At 58.9% G+C, this 17,217-nt stretch carries 13 protein-coding genes; 12 read left to right on the plus strand and 1 reads right to left on the minus strand.

Translation table 11 applies throughout. The annotated features are described in order from the left end of the window. Positions 1–65: 65 nt before the first annotated feature. From HRQ60_RS07330 to HRQ60_RS07380, 11 genes are all read left to right on the plus strand, one after another. On the plus strand, positions 66–1,025 hold the full coding sequence (locus HRQ60_RS07330; protein WP_172195002.1) for an oxidoreductase: 960 nt from the start codon (positions 66–68) through the stop codon (positions 1,023–1,025). Between the two features lie 212 nt (positions 1,026–1,237). Next, the gene (locus tag HRQ60_RS07335) at positions 1,238–2,971 is read left to right on the plus strand and encodes a SulP family inorganic anion transporter (RefSeq protein ID WP_172195003.1); all 1,734 of its coding nucleotides are present in this window, start codon (positions 1,238–1,240) and stop codon (positions 2,969–2,971) included. Positions 2,972–3,500: 529 nt separating this feature from the next. After that, complete coding sequence (locus HRQ60_RS07340; protein WP_172195004.1) at positions 3,501–5,024, plus strand: beta-N-acetylhexosaminidase; 1,524 nt, start codon at positions 3,501–3,503, stop codon at positions 5,022–5,024. Between the two features lie 138 nt (positions 5,025–5,162). Continuing rightward, positions 5,163–5,978, plus strand: coding sequence for a response regulator transcription factor (locus HRQ60_RS07345; RefSeq protein ID WP_172195005.1), 816 nt, complete (start codon positions 5,163–5,165; stop codon positions 5,976–5,978). Next, entirely contained in the window at positions 5,975–6,979 is a 1,005-nt protein-coding gene (locus tag HRQ60_RS07350) for an ATP-binding protein (RefSeq protein WP_172195006.1), read from the plus strand. Before HRQ60_RS07345 ends, HRQ60_RS07350 begins: the two co-directional genes overlap by 4 nt. Before the next feature lie 88 nt (positions 6,980–7,067). Continuing rightward, on the plus strand, positions 7,068–7,838 hold the full coding sequence (locus tag HRQ60_RS07355) for an ABC transporter ATP-binding protein (RefSeq protein ID WP_172195007.1): 771 nt from the start codon (positions 7,068–7,070) through the stop codon (positions 7,836–7,838). Beyond that, positions 7,813–9,771: an FtsX-like permease family protein gene (locus HRQ60_RS07360; RefSeq protein WP_172195008.1), complete on the plus strand. Its 1,959-nt coding sequence runs from the start codon at positions 7,813–7,815 to the stop codon at positions 9,769–9,771. Before HRQ60_RS07355 ends, HRQ60_RS07360 begins: the two co-directional genes overlap by 26 nt. Before the next feature lie 137 nt (positions 9,772–9,908). Next, positions 9,909–10,955: a hypothetical protein gene (locus HRQ60_RS07365; protein ID WP_172195009.1), complete on the plus strand. Its 1,047-nt coding sequence runs from the start codon at positions 9,909–9,911 to the stop codon at positions 10,953–10,955. Positions 10,956–11,071: 116 nt separating this feature from the next. Continuing rightward, complete coding sequence (locus tag HRQ60_RS07370; RefSeq protein ID WP_246281202.1) at positions 11,072–12,112, plus strand: ABC transporter substrate-binding protein; 1,041 nt, start codon at positions 11,072–11,074, stop codon at positions 12,110–12,112. A gap of 217 nt (positions 12,113–12,329) precedes the next feature. Next, a complete protein-coding gene (locus HRQ60_RS07375; RefSeq protein ID WP_172195010.1) occupies positions 12,330–12,944 on the plus strand; it encodes a hypothetical protein in 615 nt (204 codons plus the stop codon). Then, the gene (locus tag HRQ60_RS07380; protein ID WP_172195011.1) at positions 12,871–14,055 is read left to right on the plus strand and encodes an AraC family transcriptional regulator; all 1,185 of its coding nucleotides are present in this window, start codon (positions 12,871–12,873) and stop codon (positions 14,053–14,055) included. Before HRQ60_RS07375 ends, HRQ60_RS07380 begins: the two co-directional genes overlap by 74 nt. A gap of 98 nt (positions 14,056–14,153) precedes the next feature. Here HRQ60_RS07380 and HRQ60_RS07385 read toward each other — a convergent pair whose 3' ends face one another. Continuing rightward, positions 14,154–15,224: an ArsR/SmtB family transcription factor gene (locus HRQ60_RS07385; RefSeq protein WP_172195012.1), complete on the minus strand. Its 1,071-nt coding sequence runs from the start codon at positions 15,222–15,224 to the stop codon at positions 14,154–14,156. A 159-nt stretch (positions 15,225–15,383) separates the two neighbouring features. On the opposite strand from HRQ60_RS07385, the gene HRQ60_RS07390 reads away from it, so the two are divergent. Next, positions 15,384–17,165, plus strand: coding sequence for a glycoside hydrolase family 2 protein (locus HRQ60_RS07390; RefSeq protein ID WP_172195013.1), 1,782 nt, complete (start codon positions 15,384–15,386; stop codon positions 17,163–17,165). Positions 17,166–17,217: the final 52 nt, after the last annotated feature.

Consider the following 17,217-nt stretch of genomic DNA (forward strand, 5'->3'; position numbering starts at 1 on the left):
ACACTGAACATACGGAAGAAAGAGGTCGGCCCGAACGATCGGGAAGACACAAGGAGGAAACGGAAATGAACGGACAATGGACGATCGACAATATGCCGGATATGAGCGGGAAACGGGTAGTCATTACGGGAGGAAGCGGCGGTCTGGGACTCGAGACGGCTTACGGATTCGCACAAAAAGGCGCGGAGGTCGTGCTGGCCGTGCGCAATATGGAAAAAGGACAGCAGGCCGCCGACGGACTGCGCAAAAAGTTTCCGCAGGCGGCCGTAGAAGTCATGCGGCTCGATCTGGCAGATCTGTCGAGTATCGAAGCGTTCGCGGCAGGTTTTATCGGCAAGTATGACGCGCTGCACGTGCTGGTGAACAACGCGGGCGTCATGATTCCTCCGTACGGCCGCACGAAAGACGGTTTCGAGCTGCAGTTCGGCAGCAATCATCTGGGCCATTTTGCGCTTACGGGCCGTCTGCTTCCCCTGCTGCTTCGTACAACGGGCGCACGCGTCGTAACGCTGAGCAGTATCGCTGCCAAAAGCGGTTATCTGTACTTCAACAACCTGGATGGACGTATCGGTTACAGCGCAATGAAATTCTACGGTCAGAGCAAACTGGCCAATCTGCTGTTTGCCCGGGAACTTCAAAAGCGGCTGTCGGCCGTAGGGGCGAACACGATCAGCGTAGCCTGCCATCCCGGCGTGTCGAATACGAACCTGATCTCGCGCGGATCGGGCAAACAGGCGGGACGGGCGGTCGCTTTCCTCTGGAGCTTGATGAGCCAGTCCGCGGCGATGGGCGCGCTGCCGACGCTGTACGCGGCAACCGAACCGCTGTATGGCGGCGAGTATATCGGTCCGACCGGCAAAGGCGGCCGCAAAGGATATCCCGGCTTCGACCTGTCCGTCGATCACAAGATGAACGAGGACACGATGGCAAAGCTGTGGCGCGTATCCGAAGAACTGACCGGCGTGAGCTACGATTTCAGCCGGGCCGAAGACGAAGAATGGGCGCGTCTGAATATTCGCATGTAGCCGCAGTCGCGTTCGAATCGGCATCCTGCATCTCCGAACCTGTATTCGATCCAAGTTCTGCCTAGCGGCAGGACTTTTTTCTTTTGCAAATAAATGTCCGGTCTGTCCGTTAAAGACGGCTTGGGTTGATCTTTCTCATATTCGCCGCTTCGTTACCGTGTTACTTTAGGAAATGGTGGGTTTGCAGAAAAAAAGAAAAGAAGGGTAGTCCAATGCTTAAAGGTCGGGGAAGGTTCGAAGGATACGGAAAAAAAGACGTGAAGCGAGATCTGATTGCGGGCTGTATCGTGGGCATTATTGCGATTCCGCTCGGCATGGCGTTTGCGATCGCTTCGGGGGTCAAGCCGGAGACGGGGATTTATACGACGATCATTGCGGGGATTCTGATCTCGCTGCTGGGCGGTTCCAGGTTCCAGATCGGAGGGCCGACGGGAGCCTTTATCCCGATTCTGCTTGCGATCGTGCTGCAGTACGGGTACGACAAGCTGCTGGTAGCCGGTTTTCTCGCAGGCATTCTGCTCGTGCTGATGGGCGTGCTGAAGCTTGGGGCGCTGATCGCTTTTATTCCGAAGCCGGTTACGGTCGGATTTACGGCGGGGATTGCGGTCACGATCTTTGCCGGTCAGATCGGCAGTTTTCTCGGCCTTGGCGGCTTGGAGCGCCACGAGAGCTTTCTGCTTAACATGAAAGAGCTTGCGGTTCATATCGGAACCTGGAATATCTATGCGGTGATTGTGGCGGGAATCTGTCTGGTTTCGCTGCTGGTGACGCCGAAGCTGCTGCCGAAGGTTCCGGCTTCCCTGGTCGGCCTCGTTCTGTCTACGCTGGCCGGCGTGCTGTTCCTGAACGGGAAAGTGGCTACGATCGGTTCGGCTTACGGCCGCATTCCGGCGGCGCTGCCTTCGTTCCGCCTGCCGGATCTGTCTTGGGATACGGTCACGCTGATGATCGGTCCGGCGATGGTGATCGCGCTGCTGGGCGGTATCGAATCGCTGCTGTCCGCGGTCGTCGCGGACGGCATGAGCGGCACGAAGCATGACAGCAACCGGGAATTGATCGGCCAGGGCATCGCCAATATGGCGGCGCCGCTCTTCGGCGGGATTCCGGCAACGGGCGCGATTGCGCGGACCGCAACCAATATCAAGAACGGAGCAGTCTCGCCGCTGTCGGGTGTCGTACACGGCCTGGTCGTCCTGCTGGTACTCGTCCTGCTGGCTCCTTACGCTTCGGCGATTCCTCTGGCCTCCATGGCGCCGATCCTGATGGTCGTCGCCTGGAATATGAGCGAACGCCGGTCGTTTGCGAAGCTGCTCGGGCTTCGCAGCGGCGATTCGCTCGTCCTGGTCGTCACCTTTCTCCTGACGGTATTCGCGACGCTGACGACCGCTGTGGAGGCCGGTCTGGCGCTGGCCGTGATCCTGTTCGTCAGACGCATGGCCGCTGAGCAGCGGCTCGACAAAGTGCTGCCCGACCGCGTAAACGGACGCGGCAAAGTCGCGCCGGAGCAAGTGACCGCGGACCGGGATTGTCCGCAGCTGAGCCTGTTCAGCGTGCGCGGCGCGTTGTTCTTCGGCGTGCGCAGCCCGTTCGGGACGCCGGAGTTCGCGGCGTCCCACGATCTGTCGCGCACGCTGCTGCTGCGCATGGGTGGGGTACCGCTGATCGACGCCTCCGGCGAAGCGTCGATCGGCGGCCTGCTGAAGGCGGTGCGCGCTTCGGGCGGCACGCTGATGCTCTGCGGTCTTCAGCCGCAGCCGCGGCGGATGCTGGAGAAGACGGGCCTGCTCGGAGAGCTGGGCGAGGACCATGTCTTCGCCCACACCGGCGAAGCGATCGACGCCGCGCTGAAGCTTCATATTGACGCGGACCGCTGCATCGGCTGCCAGGCGGCGGCGTTCCGGGAATGCGCGGAACTGTGCGCATCCGGCCGGGAAAGCGCTTCTTGATCGGGTCGGCGATGACAAAATTGAGAGCCGAAGGCCTCGGTTGGATTCCGCTTGCCTCGTATTCCGTATGGGCGGAGCGCAAGAGGGGAACGTAAGAACGGAACGCAAAAACTTCCGGTTCCTATAAGGGAACCGGAAGTCAACGTGTCGAGAAAGTCTAATCCTAAATGAAGCGAGGAGGCGAAGAGAGAAATTCAGTGTAGGAACGACAGTGTTCGCCTTTGTGGTGCAAGTTCATCCAAAATCAGGATATGAACTTGCACCGTTAATCGGGGAAATTCCGCTAAATTTCAATCCTTTTCCCCGATTTCAACACGCGACCGGAACGAATTTCTCCCGCAGCCGACGAGCTTCTACAACGAATAGGACTTTCTTGACAGCCTGAACTTCCGGTTCCTGTAAGGGAACCGGAAGTTTTTGTGTACAGTCCGGGAAGGGGCAAGAGGCTGCTCTTTTTTGGTAAATTTCAATTAAGCGTTATACTAACGAGAAAGAAATGTACCATTCCCAATCGAAGAGGTGAATCGAGATGAACGCAAATATTCATAACAGCGGCACGGTGCCGGGAACCCGAAGATATCTGATGACGGAAGAAGGAACCTGGAAGCCGGGGGCCTGTTCGTCGCTGCTGGTCTTCAGGCAGGAACCCGGCGAAGCGGCTGAATATCCGAATCTGCTGCTGGGCGTGCTGGGAGCGGCGGAAGACTTTCGCGACGAGTTTGCGGGATTTGGCGCATTTGCCGCGCCCGCAAGGCTGGGCGGTGTCCACGAAGCGGCGGCCGGCGACCTGCTGCTGATTCTGGGTGAGGTTCCCGGTACTTCCCATCCGGAAGCCTACCGGCTGGAGATCGGCGATTTCGTTACGCTGACTGCGGCAAACGACCGTTCGGCGCTGCACGGCCTGCGGACGCTGCGGCAGCTGCTGTGTTCCAGCGGCGGAGAGCTTGCCTACGGAGTTATCGAAGACGAGCCGCTGGTCGGCGAGCGTGCGCTGCATCTCGATATCGGCCGCAAGTTTTATCCGCAGGAATGGATTATGATGCGGATTCGCGATATGGCGGAATTGAAGCTCAATACGCTCCAGCTGCATTTTTCCGAACATGAAGGCTTCACCTTCGAGAGCGAGCGGCATCCCGAAATCATGTCGGAGTCTTATCTGACGAAAGAGCAGGTTCGGGAGATCATCAAGGAAGCGCGGCGGCACCGGATCACGCTGATTCCTTCGCTCGATTCGCCGGGGCATCTGGGCTGGGCGCTGCGGAACCATCCGGAGTGGCTGCTAACCCGGGCGGACGACGAACCGGCAAAAGGCGCGCTGGACATTACGTGTCCCGAAGCGGTCGCTTTCGTACTGGATCTGATCGACGAATATGCGGAACTGTTCGAAGGCAGTCCGTATTTCCATATCGGGGGAGACGAATTTATCGATTTCGGTACGTTCGCTTCGTATCCGCAGCTCGGCCGGTATGCGCGCGAGACGCTCGGGATCGAAGGCGGCACGGAGGTGGACGCTTATATCGATTATCTGAACAAGGTGGCGGAGCGTCTGGAAGCCAGAGGATTCAAAGTGCGCGTCTGGAACGACGGATTGTACCGGGAAGACCTGGAGCAGCGAGTCGCGCCCAAGCCGTCCATGCAGGTCGCGTATTGGACCAAATGGGACCGCAAGATGGCTCCGGCGCAGACGTTTCTGGATCAGGGACACGAGATCGTCAATTTCAACGACGCTTACTTCTATTACGTCCTCGGCGAACATGCGGGATACGTCTATCCGACCGGAGCCCGAATTTACGACGGCTGGCACCCCGGACTGCTTCCGCGCGCCGGCGAGCACGAACCGCAGGAATGGATACCGCCGTATCCCGAAGGCCTGCTCGGCTGTTCGTTCTCCGTCTGGTCGGACAAACCGGAAGCGCAGACGATCGAAGAAGTGGAACAAGGGCTCAAGGAACCGCTGCGCGCCATGGCGGAAAAAGCCTGGACCGGCGAACGGCGTTACGCGGATTACGCAGCTTTTGCGGAAGCCTGCGCGGCGGCGGGCCTGGATCGATAACGGACACGCAGGCGACGAAAGCGGCAAAGGTCCTTCGGGAAATTTGCTGCTTTTTGTATGGAAAGTGCATGGGGAGCGTGATTCGGAACGTCTATTGCCGGATAAGTGTTCCAAAACGGGGAAAAGGAGCTTTTAATCATGTATACCATTCTGATCGTGGAAGACGATCCCAAGATTGCGGAGCTGCTCCGCGGAAGTATCGAAAAATACGGCTACCGGGCTCGGGTCGTGAGCGATTTTGAACGCATCATGGAAGAATTCCGGGAATCCGGCGCGCAGCTTGCCCTGCTCGACGTCAACCTGCCCAAATACGACGGGTTCTACTGGTGCCGGCAGATTCGGGCGGAGTCCGTCTGTCCCATTCTGTTCATCTCGGCCCGCGACGGGCAGATGGACCAGGTGATGGCGCTCGAGAACGGAGCGGACGATTATATCACCAAACCTTTTCATTACGAAGTCGTGCTGGCCAAGATCCGCAGCCATCTGCGGCGCGCCTACGGGGAATATGCGGCGGGGCCGGAAGAGAAGAAGGTCGAAGCGGCCGGGCTGACCCTGTATCCCGAACGTTTCGTCCTGATGCAAGGGGAGCGGACGGCCGAACTGAGCCAGAAAGAATCCCTTCTGCTGGAAGCGCTGCTGCAGCGGGCGGGGCGAGTCGTCAGCCGGGACCGGCTGCTCGGGTTGATGTGGGAAGACCATCATTTTATCGACGACAATACGCTCAATGTCTATATCACCCGGGTCCGCAAAAAGCTTAAGGAACTGGAAGCGGAAGCGACGATCGAAGTGGTGCGCGGGGCGGGTTACCTGCTGAATTTCGCGGAAGACGACGAGCAGGAACCGTCTTCGGGGCGGCCTGACGCAGGCGGATCGGTCGAAGGGAAGGCCGGTGTGTCCCGGCATGGGTACGGCGATGACGGCGCGGCAAGTGCATCTCCGGGAGGCCGGCCGTGAAGCTGTTCTGGCGGGATCAGCTGCCGCTGATCCTGTTCTTTTTGCTGCAGACGCTGCTGGTGCCTCTGCTGTACTGGATCAGCGGCGAAGAACGGCCGCCGGATATTATCCTGTACGGGATGCTGCTGAGCGCAGCCGTACTGGCCGCCTATCTGCTGTTTCGCTACATCACGCTGCGGCCGCTGTATATCCGGCTGTCGCAGCCGCGCGTGCAGCGCGAGGATCGGCTGCAGCCGCTGGGAGAAGCGCCGCTTGCCGAAGCGGCATCCGAACTGATCCGCCTCTATGACCGCGAGTACGAAGAAGAACTGGCGGTACGCCGCAGCGCGATGGAGAGGCACGTGACGTTTATCGGGCGCTGGGTGCATCAGATGAAGACGCCGCTGTCGGTACTTCAGCTGTCGGTGCGCGAGCTCGAAGACGAGGACCTGGCGGACAGTATCGCCGAAGAGCTGGACCGGATGCGGCGGGGGCTGGAGATGGTCATCTATACGTCGCGCCTGGAGAGCTTTGAACAGGATTTTGCCGCGGAGCGGGTCCCATTGGCGGTTCCGGTGCGCGAAGCGTTGGCGGAGCAGCGCAGGCTGTTTATCAAGCGCCGCATCTCTCCGGTCATCGAGATCGACGAAGGGGCGGAGGTGTACACGGATGCCAAATGGCTGAAATTCATTCTGGGCCAGATTCTGATCAATGCCGTGCAGTATACCGAAGGGGCAGGCAAACGGGTATTTATTCGCGCTTATGCGCGCGGCCCGCATTATCTGCTCGAAGTGCGAGACGAAGGAATAGGGATTCTCAAAGAAGACCTGAACCGGGTGTTCAATCCTTATTTTACCGGGCAAAGAGGGCGCCAGTACAAGGAATCGACGGGGATGGGCCTGTATCTGGTCAGCGAAGTCTGCCGGCATCTGGACCAGGGTCTCGAACTGGAGTCCGAACCCGGAAGCGGCACGACGGTGCGGATTGTGTTCCGGGAAGCGCCCGAACAGAACCTTAACTGAAATGTAAGGCGGCATTAAGACGAATCCCTGGCCGCTTTTGCGGAACTGCTTTAGACTTCAGATCAGAAGCAGGAAAGGGGAGAAACACATGAACATTTTGGAAGCAAGCGGCTTGAATAAAGTCTATCCCGGCAAAGTGTCGACCCAGGCTCTGACGGATATTCATCTCACGATCGCAGAGGGCGAATTTGTCGGCATCATGGGCCCTTCGGGCAGCGGCAAAACGACACTGCTCAATATGGTCTCGACGATCGATACTCCAAGTTCCGGCACGGTAAAAATCGGAGGCAAAGATCCGTACACGATGCGCAAAAACGATCTGGCCAAATTCCGGCGCCGCGAACTCGGATTCGTGTTCCAGGACTTCAATCTGCTCGATACGCTGACGGTAGCGGAGAACATTGTGCTGCCGCTGACGCTGGACGGCGTGAAATTGAAAGAAATGGACGAGCGGCTGCATCGTATCGCGGAGCGGCTCGGCATCTCGTCGATCCTCAAGAGCCGCACCTATGAAATCTCGGGCGGCCAGCGCCAGCGGACGGCGATCGCCCGCGCCGTAATCACCCACCCGTCGATTCTGCTGGCGGACGAGCCGACCGGCGCGCTCGATTCGAATTCGTCCCGGATTGTCATGGAATCGCTGGAAAGTCTGAACGAGCACGAGCGGACGACGGTCATGCTGGTCACGCACGATCCGCAGGCGGCCAGCTACTGTCACCGCATTGTGTTTATCAAAGACGGACGTTTGGCCGCCGAGATCCATCGCGGTGAAAGCCGCCAGGCCTTTTTCCAGAAAATCATCGATACTCTTTCATTCTGGGGAGGGAACGCACATGAACTTTCCTCGATTCGCGTTTAACAACGTCCGGCGGAACGCGCGCGCCTATTTCGCTTATTTCCTGAGCAGCGCGTTTATGGTCATGATCTTCTTCTCGTTCGCGGTGTTCATTTTCCATCCCGCCATCGAAGGCAGCGAGATGAAACGGATGACAAAAGCCGGCATGCAGGCCGCGGAATACGTGATTTTCGCTTTCGCCTTTTTCTTCGTCCTCTATTCGATCAGCGTCTTCCTGAAATCGAGAAACAAGGAATTCGGCCTGCTGCTGATGCTCGGCGCCAAGCCGGGGCAGCTTAACCGTCTGGTTTTTCTGGAAAATATCATCATCGGAGCGGGATCGATCGTAAGCGGAATCGGCGGCGGCCTGCTGCTGTCGAAGCTGTTCCTGCTGCTCGCCGCCCGAATGACCGATACCGAAGAACTGCCGTTCTATTGGCCGGTCAAGGCCGCGCTGCTGACGACGGGGGCTTTCGCCCTGCTGTTCCTGAGCATCTCCGTGCTGACGCTGCTGTTCGTGCGCAAGCATAACGTGATCGAACTGCTCAGAGGCAGCGCCAAACCCAAAAAAGAACCCAAAGCTTCGATTCTGCTGGCGCTGTTCGGCATGGCGCTGCTTGCGGTCGGGTATATGTCTTTGCAGCGGGACGAACTGGAACCGGCTTCGATCTTTATCGCGGCCGGAGCCGGGATTGCCGGCACGTACTTCTTCTATTCGCAGCTGTCGGTCCTGTTCATGCGGCTGCTCAAGCGCAACCGGGCCTTCGTCTGGCGGCGGACAAACCTGCTGTGGATCTCGGAGCTGGCCTACAAGATCAAGGACAATGCCCGCATCTTGTTCCTGATCACCGTCGTCACCTCCATTGCTTCGATGAGCACGGGATTCGTGCTGTCGCTCAATCAGGAGACGCAGAGGCTGTATGCGGATAACCCGGTTTCTTTTGAACTGAACGTAAGCGAAGATGATGATCTGGCAGCCGACAAAAAGGCGGTAGACGCTTTCATCTCCGAGCGGGGAGTAAACGAGTACAGCGCGGAAGAGGTCCGGCAGATGTATGTGTATATCGAAGGCCGCCGAGCCACGGAAGCGATGGGCAATCTCATCTCGGCTTCGGATTATGCCAAAGTCTCTCCGATCTGGGGCACCCCTTCGTTTGAAGCGGCGGAACCCGGAAATATGCTGCTGCTTGCTCCCGAATCCCAATCCTGGAAAAACCGTCCTGCGCCGGGAGACGAGATCTCCCTCGTCGGAAGCGAAGCCTTGTTTGAAGTCACGGAAGTCGGAGGCGGCAAAACGTTCAACGCGGCGGTCGGTAGTCCGGTTCTCGTCGTCACGGACGAATCGTTCGACGCCGTTCGGAAAGCCGTGGGCGAAGACGCGAGCGTAAGCACCCATATCTATTACAACGTACCGGCATGGGGGCAGTCGGATACGCTCGACTCCGGCAGCCAGGAAGCGTTGATCGGCTCCGAAATGCAGCGTTGGTGGAGAGGAGAGAACCAGGATAGCAGCAGCGATCGTCCGATTTCGGGCTATATGAACGTTCGCAGCGCTTCTTACCTGGATTTCAAACAGCAGGTATCTATCTTCGGATTTATCGGCGTGTTTGTCGCTCTCATGTTCTCTCTGTCGTCCGCAAGCTTCCTGTATTTCAAACTGCATTCCGAATTGACGCGCGACAGCCAGATGTACCATTCGCTGTCCAAGACAGGGCTCAGTATCGGCGAGATGAAGAAGTCTGCCACGCTGCAGATCGCGCTGCTGTTCTTCATTCCGATTGCCGTATCCGCGATTCAGACGTTCGTTGTGCTGAATCCGATTCTGAAACTTATGAGTATCCAGAACGTGACGGTTCCGGTATTGATGACCACTGCGGCGTTCTTGGCTGCGCAGACGTTCTACTTCTTCGTCGTGCGGGGCCGCTACTTGAGCCGTCTCAAAAAAGTCATGGTCTAAACGATTGCGGGTCTGAGCGTGTTCGCCATACTTGCAGGCTGTTCCCGGGTCGTATGCAGGTCCATCATAGAAAGAAAGAAAACGCGTCTTCGGAAAGATTTTTTTCCGCGGGCGCTTTGTGAATGGAGGAATACGCGATGAAAAAAGCAGCGGCGAATACGGAGGACACGCTAAAAGGGAGCAGCGGCCAAAACGGCCAAACCAAAAAGCCGAACGCGATCCGCAGCCGAAAATCCGGCGATGCGGGGAGCCGGGAACACCGGCTGTCTCCGGCTGCCGACCTGGCACCGGATCTGCACAGCTGGACTCTCGTTTCGGTATCGCTTGGCCATGACGAACGTGCTTACGTACTGCTGATCGACGAAGAACCGCAGCGCCAAGAAGGTTTTGCGGCCGCCGGTTTGAAGCAGACGGTCCGTTACAAAGCGTTGACTGTCGAACTTCACGGAAGTCAGGTCCGGGAAACGATCATCGAAGGTGAAAACTTCAATTATCATTACCTTCAGCCGCTCGGAGACGATCTGCTGCTGGTCGGAGCGCGCTGCACCTATTACGGCCGAGATCGATACGATCTGAATGCCGCGGTGTTCAACCGGGAAGGGCAGCCGCTGCGACGCTTTCTTCTCGGCGACGGAATCCAGAATGTCCAGACGACGGCGGGCGGTCTGATCTGGACCAGTTTTTTTGACGAAGGGGTATTCGGCAATTACGGCTGGAGCCGTCCCGTCGGAGAGAGCGGATTGATCGCCTGGGACAGCGCTGGCATCCGGGTATTCACGAACAGCGAAGCGGATATTGCCGACTGCTATGCCCTGAACGTCGTATCGGACGAAGAAGTCTGGTTCTATTATTACACCAACTTCAAGCTGTGCCGGTTATCGGGTCCTGCGGCGCAGCCGAAGGTTTCGTTTCTTGATCCGCAGCTTGCCGGTTCCGCCGTATTCGCCGTGCACGGCGGCCGGGTTCTGCTGGATAACGGCTACGGCAAGCACGACGAATATACGCTGATGCAGCAGAGTGCAGAGTCGCTTATTCACATGGAAACCCTAATCTTCACCGACCCCGACGGCCGCCGCCTGGAATCGCCGAGAAGCGATGCCCGGGGCGCCAAGCTGCTGCTGATGGAGGACATGAAGCTGTATCTCTTCTCTCTGGAGGAGCATCCAAACGGCACGCAATCTTGACGCTTCTCCCGAGTTTGTGCAAAAAGTTTCCCCCGGATGTGCATTGTCTCCCGAATCGGCGAAAGCTAAAATGGGAAACAGACAATGAGAATGAAAATCAATTAGGGGGAAAGACAATGAGAGAGACAAGATTTACAGCTATGAAAATAGGCATTTTGGCCTTGATGATGGCCTGCAGTGCAGCTTTGGCAGGCTGCGGCGCAGGCGGAGAACCGGAAGCGGCGGCCGACAGCCAGATTTCTTCGGAGCCGAAGACAAGCGCTTCGAGTACCCCGACCGCCGGCAAAACCGAAGAAACGAAGAACGCGGAAGCCGCATCGGCGGAAACCCATACCGTACAGGGCGAGTTCGGCGAAGTGGTTCTTCCCGCTCATCCGCAGCGCGTAGCGGGCATCTATCTGGAAGACTATCTGTCCGCGCTCGGCGTAACGCCGGTTGTACAGTGGTACCATCCGAACTGGGGGATTCAGGATTATCTGAAGCTGGATGTGCCGCAGTTCGATACCAGTGGAAGCCCGGAAGCCCTTCTTGCACAGAAGCCGGATCTGATCATAGTCGACGGAGGTGTCGATCTGGCGGGTTACGAGACGTATTCGAAGATCGCCCCTACTTACCGTCTGCCGGAAAGTATGCTGCAGGACTCGAAACAGATCCTGCTTGCCGTGGCCGACGCGCTCGGTATTCCCGAAAAAGGCAAAGAAGTGTTGGCGAAGTACGAGCAGACCGTGGAGAAGGACAAAGCGCAGCTTCAAAAAACGGTCGGCAGCGAGACGGTCGCAGTAGTCCGCGTAAACGGGGGAGAAAAGACGCTTGCGCTGTTTGGGGTCAAGAACCGCTTCGTCGGCTCCCTTTACAGCGAGCTGGGTCTTACTCCTCATCCGTTGGTAGGAGAGATGGAAGATTATCAGCAGATCATCTCGGAAGAAGGTCTGGCCGATCTGGACGCGGACCATATCTTCATCTTCCCGGCCAACGGAGACTGGGATTCGGCGGAGAACACAGAAGCGCGCAAAATCCTGGACCGTCCGATCTGGAAATCGCTCAAAGCCGTACAAAACGACCAGGTCTATGTGGTTGAACGCTCCCATTGGCAGTCGGGCGGTATTCAGGCCAATTTGTTGAAGTTCGATGACGTGATGGAGCATCTGGCTCCGTAATCGCCGGAGGCCCTGCAGTACCCATTCCCGTCTATTCTCTTCTAAAGCGCCGAAACGTCCCAACGGACGTTTCGGCGCTTTGTGCTGTGTCTGTTCCGCTGCCGATCCCGATGTCCAAACGTTCCGTATGTGTTCGGATTGCCTGCGGAGTAGGAATCGCGTATACTAAGCGCCAGACTACAATGAGAAAGATTATCAATAGAAGGTGGGCTGGAGCGTGGAACGAATCGCCTTGACCTACATCCTGACGGATATCGGGTACGAAGAGATTGGACAGGAAGCGCCGGGAGCCGACCGCTGCGAAGAAATAGGCGGCAGACGGCGTGCAGAAGGGACTGCCCTGCATCAGCAGGCTGAACCGGGCAAAGCCGGAGCCGAGCTGTGGGTCGTTACCGGAGGCCGCGGATCGGTAGAGTGCGGAGGCGTCGGATATGAACTGGGCCGGGGCCGAATCCTGCTCGGGCCGCTAGAAGGGATTCGCGGCGAAGCGGCCGGATCGATCGGACAAACGCATAACGGGGAACGAACGGGGCAGCCGACGCAGCTTCTTCGCCGCGATCGGCCGGACACCGGAATAAGCGTACCGGGCTCGAAGCCGGCGAAGGCGGCAGACAGCGGGCCGCTGACGCTGTACCGCCTGGCTTTTCGCGCAGCGGATAGCACGGGAGCGCCGCTGCCGCCGGGCGAAGCGCTGCCTTTCGTGGGCGCGGCGGACTGCGCGCCGTTCTCGTTCTGCGCGGAGAGAGCGCAGAAGCTGTATGAACGCCGCGCGGAACCGGGCGCGGCTGCGCGAGGAAGCTCCGAGCGCTGCCGCCAACGCGGCTCCGGATAGGCGCGAAGCGGTGCGGCGTTCGATCGCGCGGATCGAACGCGATTACCGGGAGCCGTTTACGGTCGAATCGCTGGCCGCTTCGGCCGGGATCGGACGCTGGACGTATACGAATCTGTTCAAGGAAGCGACCGGAACCCTGCCGCTCGATTACTTGAACGGGATTCGGATCGCGCAGGCCAAGCGGCTGCTGCTGGCTACCGAAGACCGGCTGGGCGAGATCGCCCAGCGTGTCGGCTTCAGCAGCGAATATTATTTCAGCCGCCGCTTCAAACGGGAAGCCGGGCTGTCGCCCGGTCAATACCGGCGGCTGCACCGCCGGGAAGTGCGCGTCTTCGCGCCGTATCTCGAAGACGCCCTGCTCGCGCTCGGCATCATGCCGGTCGCCCAGTACAGCCACCGCGCCTGGGGCGTGCAGGAATACCTGCCGCTTGAAGGCGTGCCCGCGTTCGATATCGCGGACGGAACGCGCGAAGATCTGCTGCGCCTGAAGCCCGAGCTGATGCTGTTCGACGACGGCTTCGAACGCTGGGGCCTGGATCGGCTGTCCGGCGTCGCGCCGAAGCTGATCCTGCAGCAGCCGGGCGAAGCCTGGGCGGACAAGCTGCGCGGAACGGCCGCCTTGTTCGGCCGCGAAGCGGAGGCGCAGCGGGTTCTTCGCCGCTACGCCGAAGAAACGCGCGAAGCGGGCGCACGCCTGGCCGCAGCCGCCGGCGGAGCGGCAGCGCGAGGTTCCGTCGCTTGCCTGCGCGTCTCGGCGCGGCACATCCGGCTGTATGCGGAGCGAAGCGGCTACACCGGACCGCTGCTGTACGGCGACCTCGGTCTGCGGCCGCCGGAGATCCTGCGGCACCTGCCCCAAGCCGAGCGCAGCCTGCCGCTGCGTCCCGAACAACTGGCGAAGCTGGATGCCGATCATGTGTTTGTCATCTTCGACAAGTCGGAGAACCGTTATTCGGGCGAAGAACGCGAGCTGCTGGAGCATCCGTGCTGGCAGAGCCTGCCTTCCGTTCAGGCGGGACGCGTCTATGAAGCGGATTTCTTCGCCTGGATGAACTACGGCGTACTGGCGCATGAACGCAAGATTCGCGATGTGCTGAATGCGCTGGTCTAGCCCGGAAAAGCCCGAAAATCCGCAGGAGATCCTGTCGGTTTTCGGGCTTTTCCGCTTGCGTTCCTAAGGGCTGCAGCTGCCAAATATGAAGGGATGTCCTATTTCGAAGAGGCGTTCGGGCCGCGGCGCGGTTCGGCACCGTCCGCGAACTTCACCGAGACTTCGATATCGCGGTCGTAATTGCCGAAACCGCGGCCGAACAAACTGACGCCGCCGGGATGCCCGGCGTCCGAACGGCTCTCGATCCGCAGCGCGATTTCGCGGCCCGCGGAAGCGTTGGCCGCCGAATCGTTCGTAGGCCCAGCTGCGCCTGAACTGCGGCCTTCCGCCCCTTTGCCCGCCGCTGCACGGCCGTCCGGCTTTCCTCCGGCCGCAAGAGCGTTCATGGCCGAAATATTCAGATCGGCCGCGGTCACGTCCGACAGCTTCATGCCGTCCATGAACGTGCCGTCTTCGCGCACGGACAAGGTCTTCAGCAGCCCGTATTGGCTGCTGTGTTCGCTCCACCATTCGGGCGTATGCAGCCCGCGCCTGCCGCCGAAGTTGCCGGGGCACGTCCAGGTGCCCACATGCACGCCGCCGATCCGAAACGAGATATCGGACGGCCAGTTCGGGTTGTAACCGGGCGCTTCGGAGCCCAGTTCAAGCGTCACCGAGACTTCGCGCACAGTCTGCGCGCCGACCAGATAGTTCGGAATCCGGTACTCGACGTAACCGGAACCGAACCACAGATGCCGCGCCCCGACGTGATCGGGATCGGCGAAGTACCGCGGATCGTCCATCATGCCGATCAGCCGCCGGTCGGAAGCGAGGCCGCAGGTCGGACGGACTTCGTGTTCGGCGTATTGGCCGACAGGGATCGAGACCGCGTAGGCGCTGCGGTCTTGCTCCGAGGGGGACGATCGGAAATTCAGCGTCAGGCTGTCGACGGCGAGCCGGCACATTTTGCGGCGGCCGCGCGTGCCGGTGACGCTCTCGGAGGCCAGCAGTCCGGCGGTTTCCATCTTCTGAATATGCTTGGTAACGATAGCGGACGAGACGTTCAGTTCTTCCGCCAGCTCGCCGATGCTCATCGGACGTTCGCCAAGCAGCTCGAAGATGCGCACGCGCGTCTCGGAAGCGAAACATTCGAGCAGCGGCAGGTTTTCCAGGGTTACGGATCTTTGCATAAACTTCTCCTTCGGATGATTTTCTGTAGTTTGATTATATAACCGTGAAGTTAATTAATCAACTTATATTGACTTGATTGAGAGGATGCGGCATACTGTCCTCGAGAGATGTAAGCGTTATTTTTGTAACTCGGAAGTTAACAAAAAGGAGCGATAAAAATGGGCAACAATCCGAACAAGGCAGAAGCAATCAGCCGTCCGGAATATCCGCGGCCGCAGTTTGAACGGGAGCAGTGGGTCAACCTTAATGGCGAATGGGAATTTGCATTTGACGACGACAACCGGGGCGGCGAAGCGGGATGGTCGGGAGGCGAACAGGCTTTGGAGGGGAAGATCCAGGTGCCGTTCGCCTACCAGAGCCGGCTGAGCGGAATCGGAGAGACGGATTTCCATGACAATGTCTGGTACCGCCGCCTGTTCGAAGTGCCGGAATCGTTCGCGGATAGACAGGTGCTGCTGCACTTCGGAGCGGTCGATTACGCGGCCCGGGTCTGGGTGAACGGCGTGTTCGTCGCTTCGCACGAAGGCGGACACACGCCGTTCAAAGCGGATATTACCCATGCGCTGAACGGAGACGGAACGCCGAATACGCTGGTTGTGCAGGCGCTCGACGAGAGCCGCAACCTGGAACTTCCGCGCGGCAAACAGTTCTGGAAAAAAGATTCGGCCAGCATTTTCTATACGCGCACGACGGGAATCTGGCAGACGGTATGGATCGAGGCGGTGCCCAAGATCTACCTGGACAAAGTCAAACTCACCCCGGACATCGACCGCAAATGCGTGGAGATCGTGCCGCATATCGCGAATTTCGCGCCGGGCCGGGATTTGCGGCTGCGCGTCTCGGTTGCTTTTCAGGGCGTGCGCGTGACCGAGCAGACCTACGACGTCACCGGACGCACGATGACCCATACGATCGGACTGCATAACTTCAACGCGCAGGAACGCGAGACGCTGTGGGCGCCGGAGCATCCGAACCTGTACGATATTTCGTATACGCTGCTGGACGGCGGCACCGAAACGGATCGGGTGGACAGCTATTTCGGCATGCGCAAAATATCGGTCGAAGACGGCCGGCTGTGCCTCAACAATAGTCCGTACAAAATGAAGCTGGTGCTGGATCAAGGTTATTTCCCGGACGGGATTCTGACGCCTCCGAGCGAAGCGGCGATCCGGCGGGACATCGAATTGACGAAAGAAATGGGCTTCAACGGTGCGCGCAAGCATCAGAAACTCGAAGATCCGCGTTATCTGTACGGGTGCGACAAGCTCGGCCTGCTGGTCTGGAGCGAAGCGGCCAACGCGTACAGCTATTCGGACGAGTACGTGGAACGTTTCCAGCGGGAGTGGATCGAATCGGTCGACCGTGATTACAATCATCCGTCGATCGTCGTCTGGGTGCCGCTCAACGAGAGCTGGGGCGTGCCGGATCTGGCGCGGAGTCCGGTCCAGCAGCATCATTCGCTCTCGCTCGTCTACCTCACCAAGTCGCTCGATCCGATGCGTCCGGTCATTTCGAACGACGGCTGGGAGCATACGATCAGCGACCTGGTCACCATTCACGATTACGAGTGGCGGCGCGAAGTGCTCGAAGAACGGTACACGGCAGCGGAAAAAGCGCTCAGTCTGGTTCCCGGCGGCCATACGGTGATGGCGCAAGGCTATTCGTACAAGGGAGAGCCGCTGCTTGTGACGGAGTTCGGCGGGATCGGCTATCAAAAAAGCGAATGGGAAGGCTGGGGCTACTCCGGCGCAAGCAGCGACGAAGATTTCGAGGAACGTCTGCGGAATGTGATCGGGCCGCTGCTGGCGTCCGGGCTGGTGCAGGGCTACTGCTATACCCAACTGACCGACGTCGAGCAGGAGATCAACGGCCTGCTGACGTACGACCGGGTACCGAAGATTCCGCTCGAGAAGATTCGGGCGATCAACGAAGGCAGTTAAACGTGCTGCGAATAAGGCTCTATGGGATACTGGGAGAGAACCTCCCAAAAAC

This window comes from Saccharibacillus qingshengii, assembly GCF_013185195.1.
Classification (GTDB): domain Bacteria; phylum Bacillota; class Bacilli; order Paenibacillales; family Paenibacillaceae; genus Saccharibacillus; species Saccharibacillus qingshengii.

Excerpts from the sequence above, each read along its gene's own strand:
- HRQ60_RS07335 (WP_172195003.1), top strand. The coding sequence starts at position 1,238 with ATGCTTAAAGGTCGGGGAAGGTTCGAAGGATACGGAAAAAAAGACGTG.
- HRQ60_RS07390 (WP_172195013.1), top strand. The coding sequence starts at position 15,384 with ATGGGCAACAATCCGAACAAGGCAGAAGCAATCAGCCGTCCGGAATAT.
- HRQ60_RS07370 (WP_246281202.1), top strand. The coding sequence starts at position 11,072 with ATGAGAGAGACAAGATTTACAGCTATGAAAATAGGCATTTTGGCCTTG.
- HRQ60_RS07355 (WP_172195007.1), top strand. The coding sequence starts at position 7,068 with ATGAACATTTTGGAAGCAAGCGGCTTGAATAAAGTCTATCCCGGCAAA.
- HRQ60_RS07385 (WP_172195012.1), bottom strand. The coding sequence starts at position 15,224 with ATGCAAAGATCCGTAACCCTGGAAAACCTGCCGCTGCTCGAATGTTTC.
- HRQ60_RS07340 (WP_172195004.1), top strand. The coding sequence starts at position 3,501 with ATGAACGCAAATATTCATAACAGCGGCACGGTGCCGGGAACCCGAAGA.
- HRQ60_RS07330 (WP_172195002.1), top strand. The coding sequence starts at position 66 with ATGAACGGACAATGGACGATCGACAATATGCCGGATATGAGCGGGAAA.
- HRQ60_RS07380 (WP_172195011.1), top strand. The coding sequence starts at position 12,871 with ATGAACGCCGCGCGGAACCGGGCGCGGCTGCGCGAGGAAGCTCCGAGC.
- HRQ60_RS07365 (WP_172195009.1), top strand. The coding sequence starts at position 9,909 with ATGAAAAAAGCAGCGGCGAATACGGAGGACACGCTAAAAGGGAGCAGC.
- HRQ60_RS07360 (WP_172195008.1), top strand. The coding sequence starts at position 7,813 with ATGAACTTTCCTCGATTCGCGTTTAACAACGTCCGGCGGAACGCGCGC.
- HRQ60_RS07345 (WP_172195005.1), top strand. The coding sequence starts at position 5,163 with ATGTATACCATTCTGATCGTGGAAGACGATCCCAAGATTGCGGAGCTG.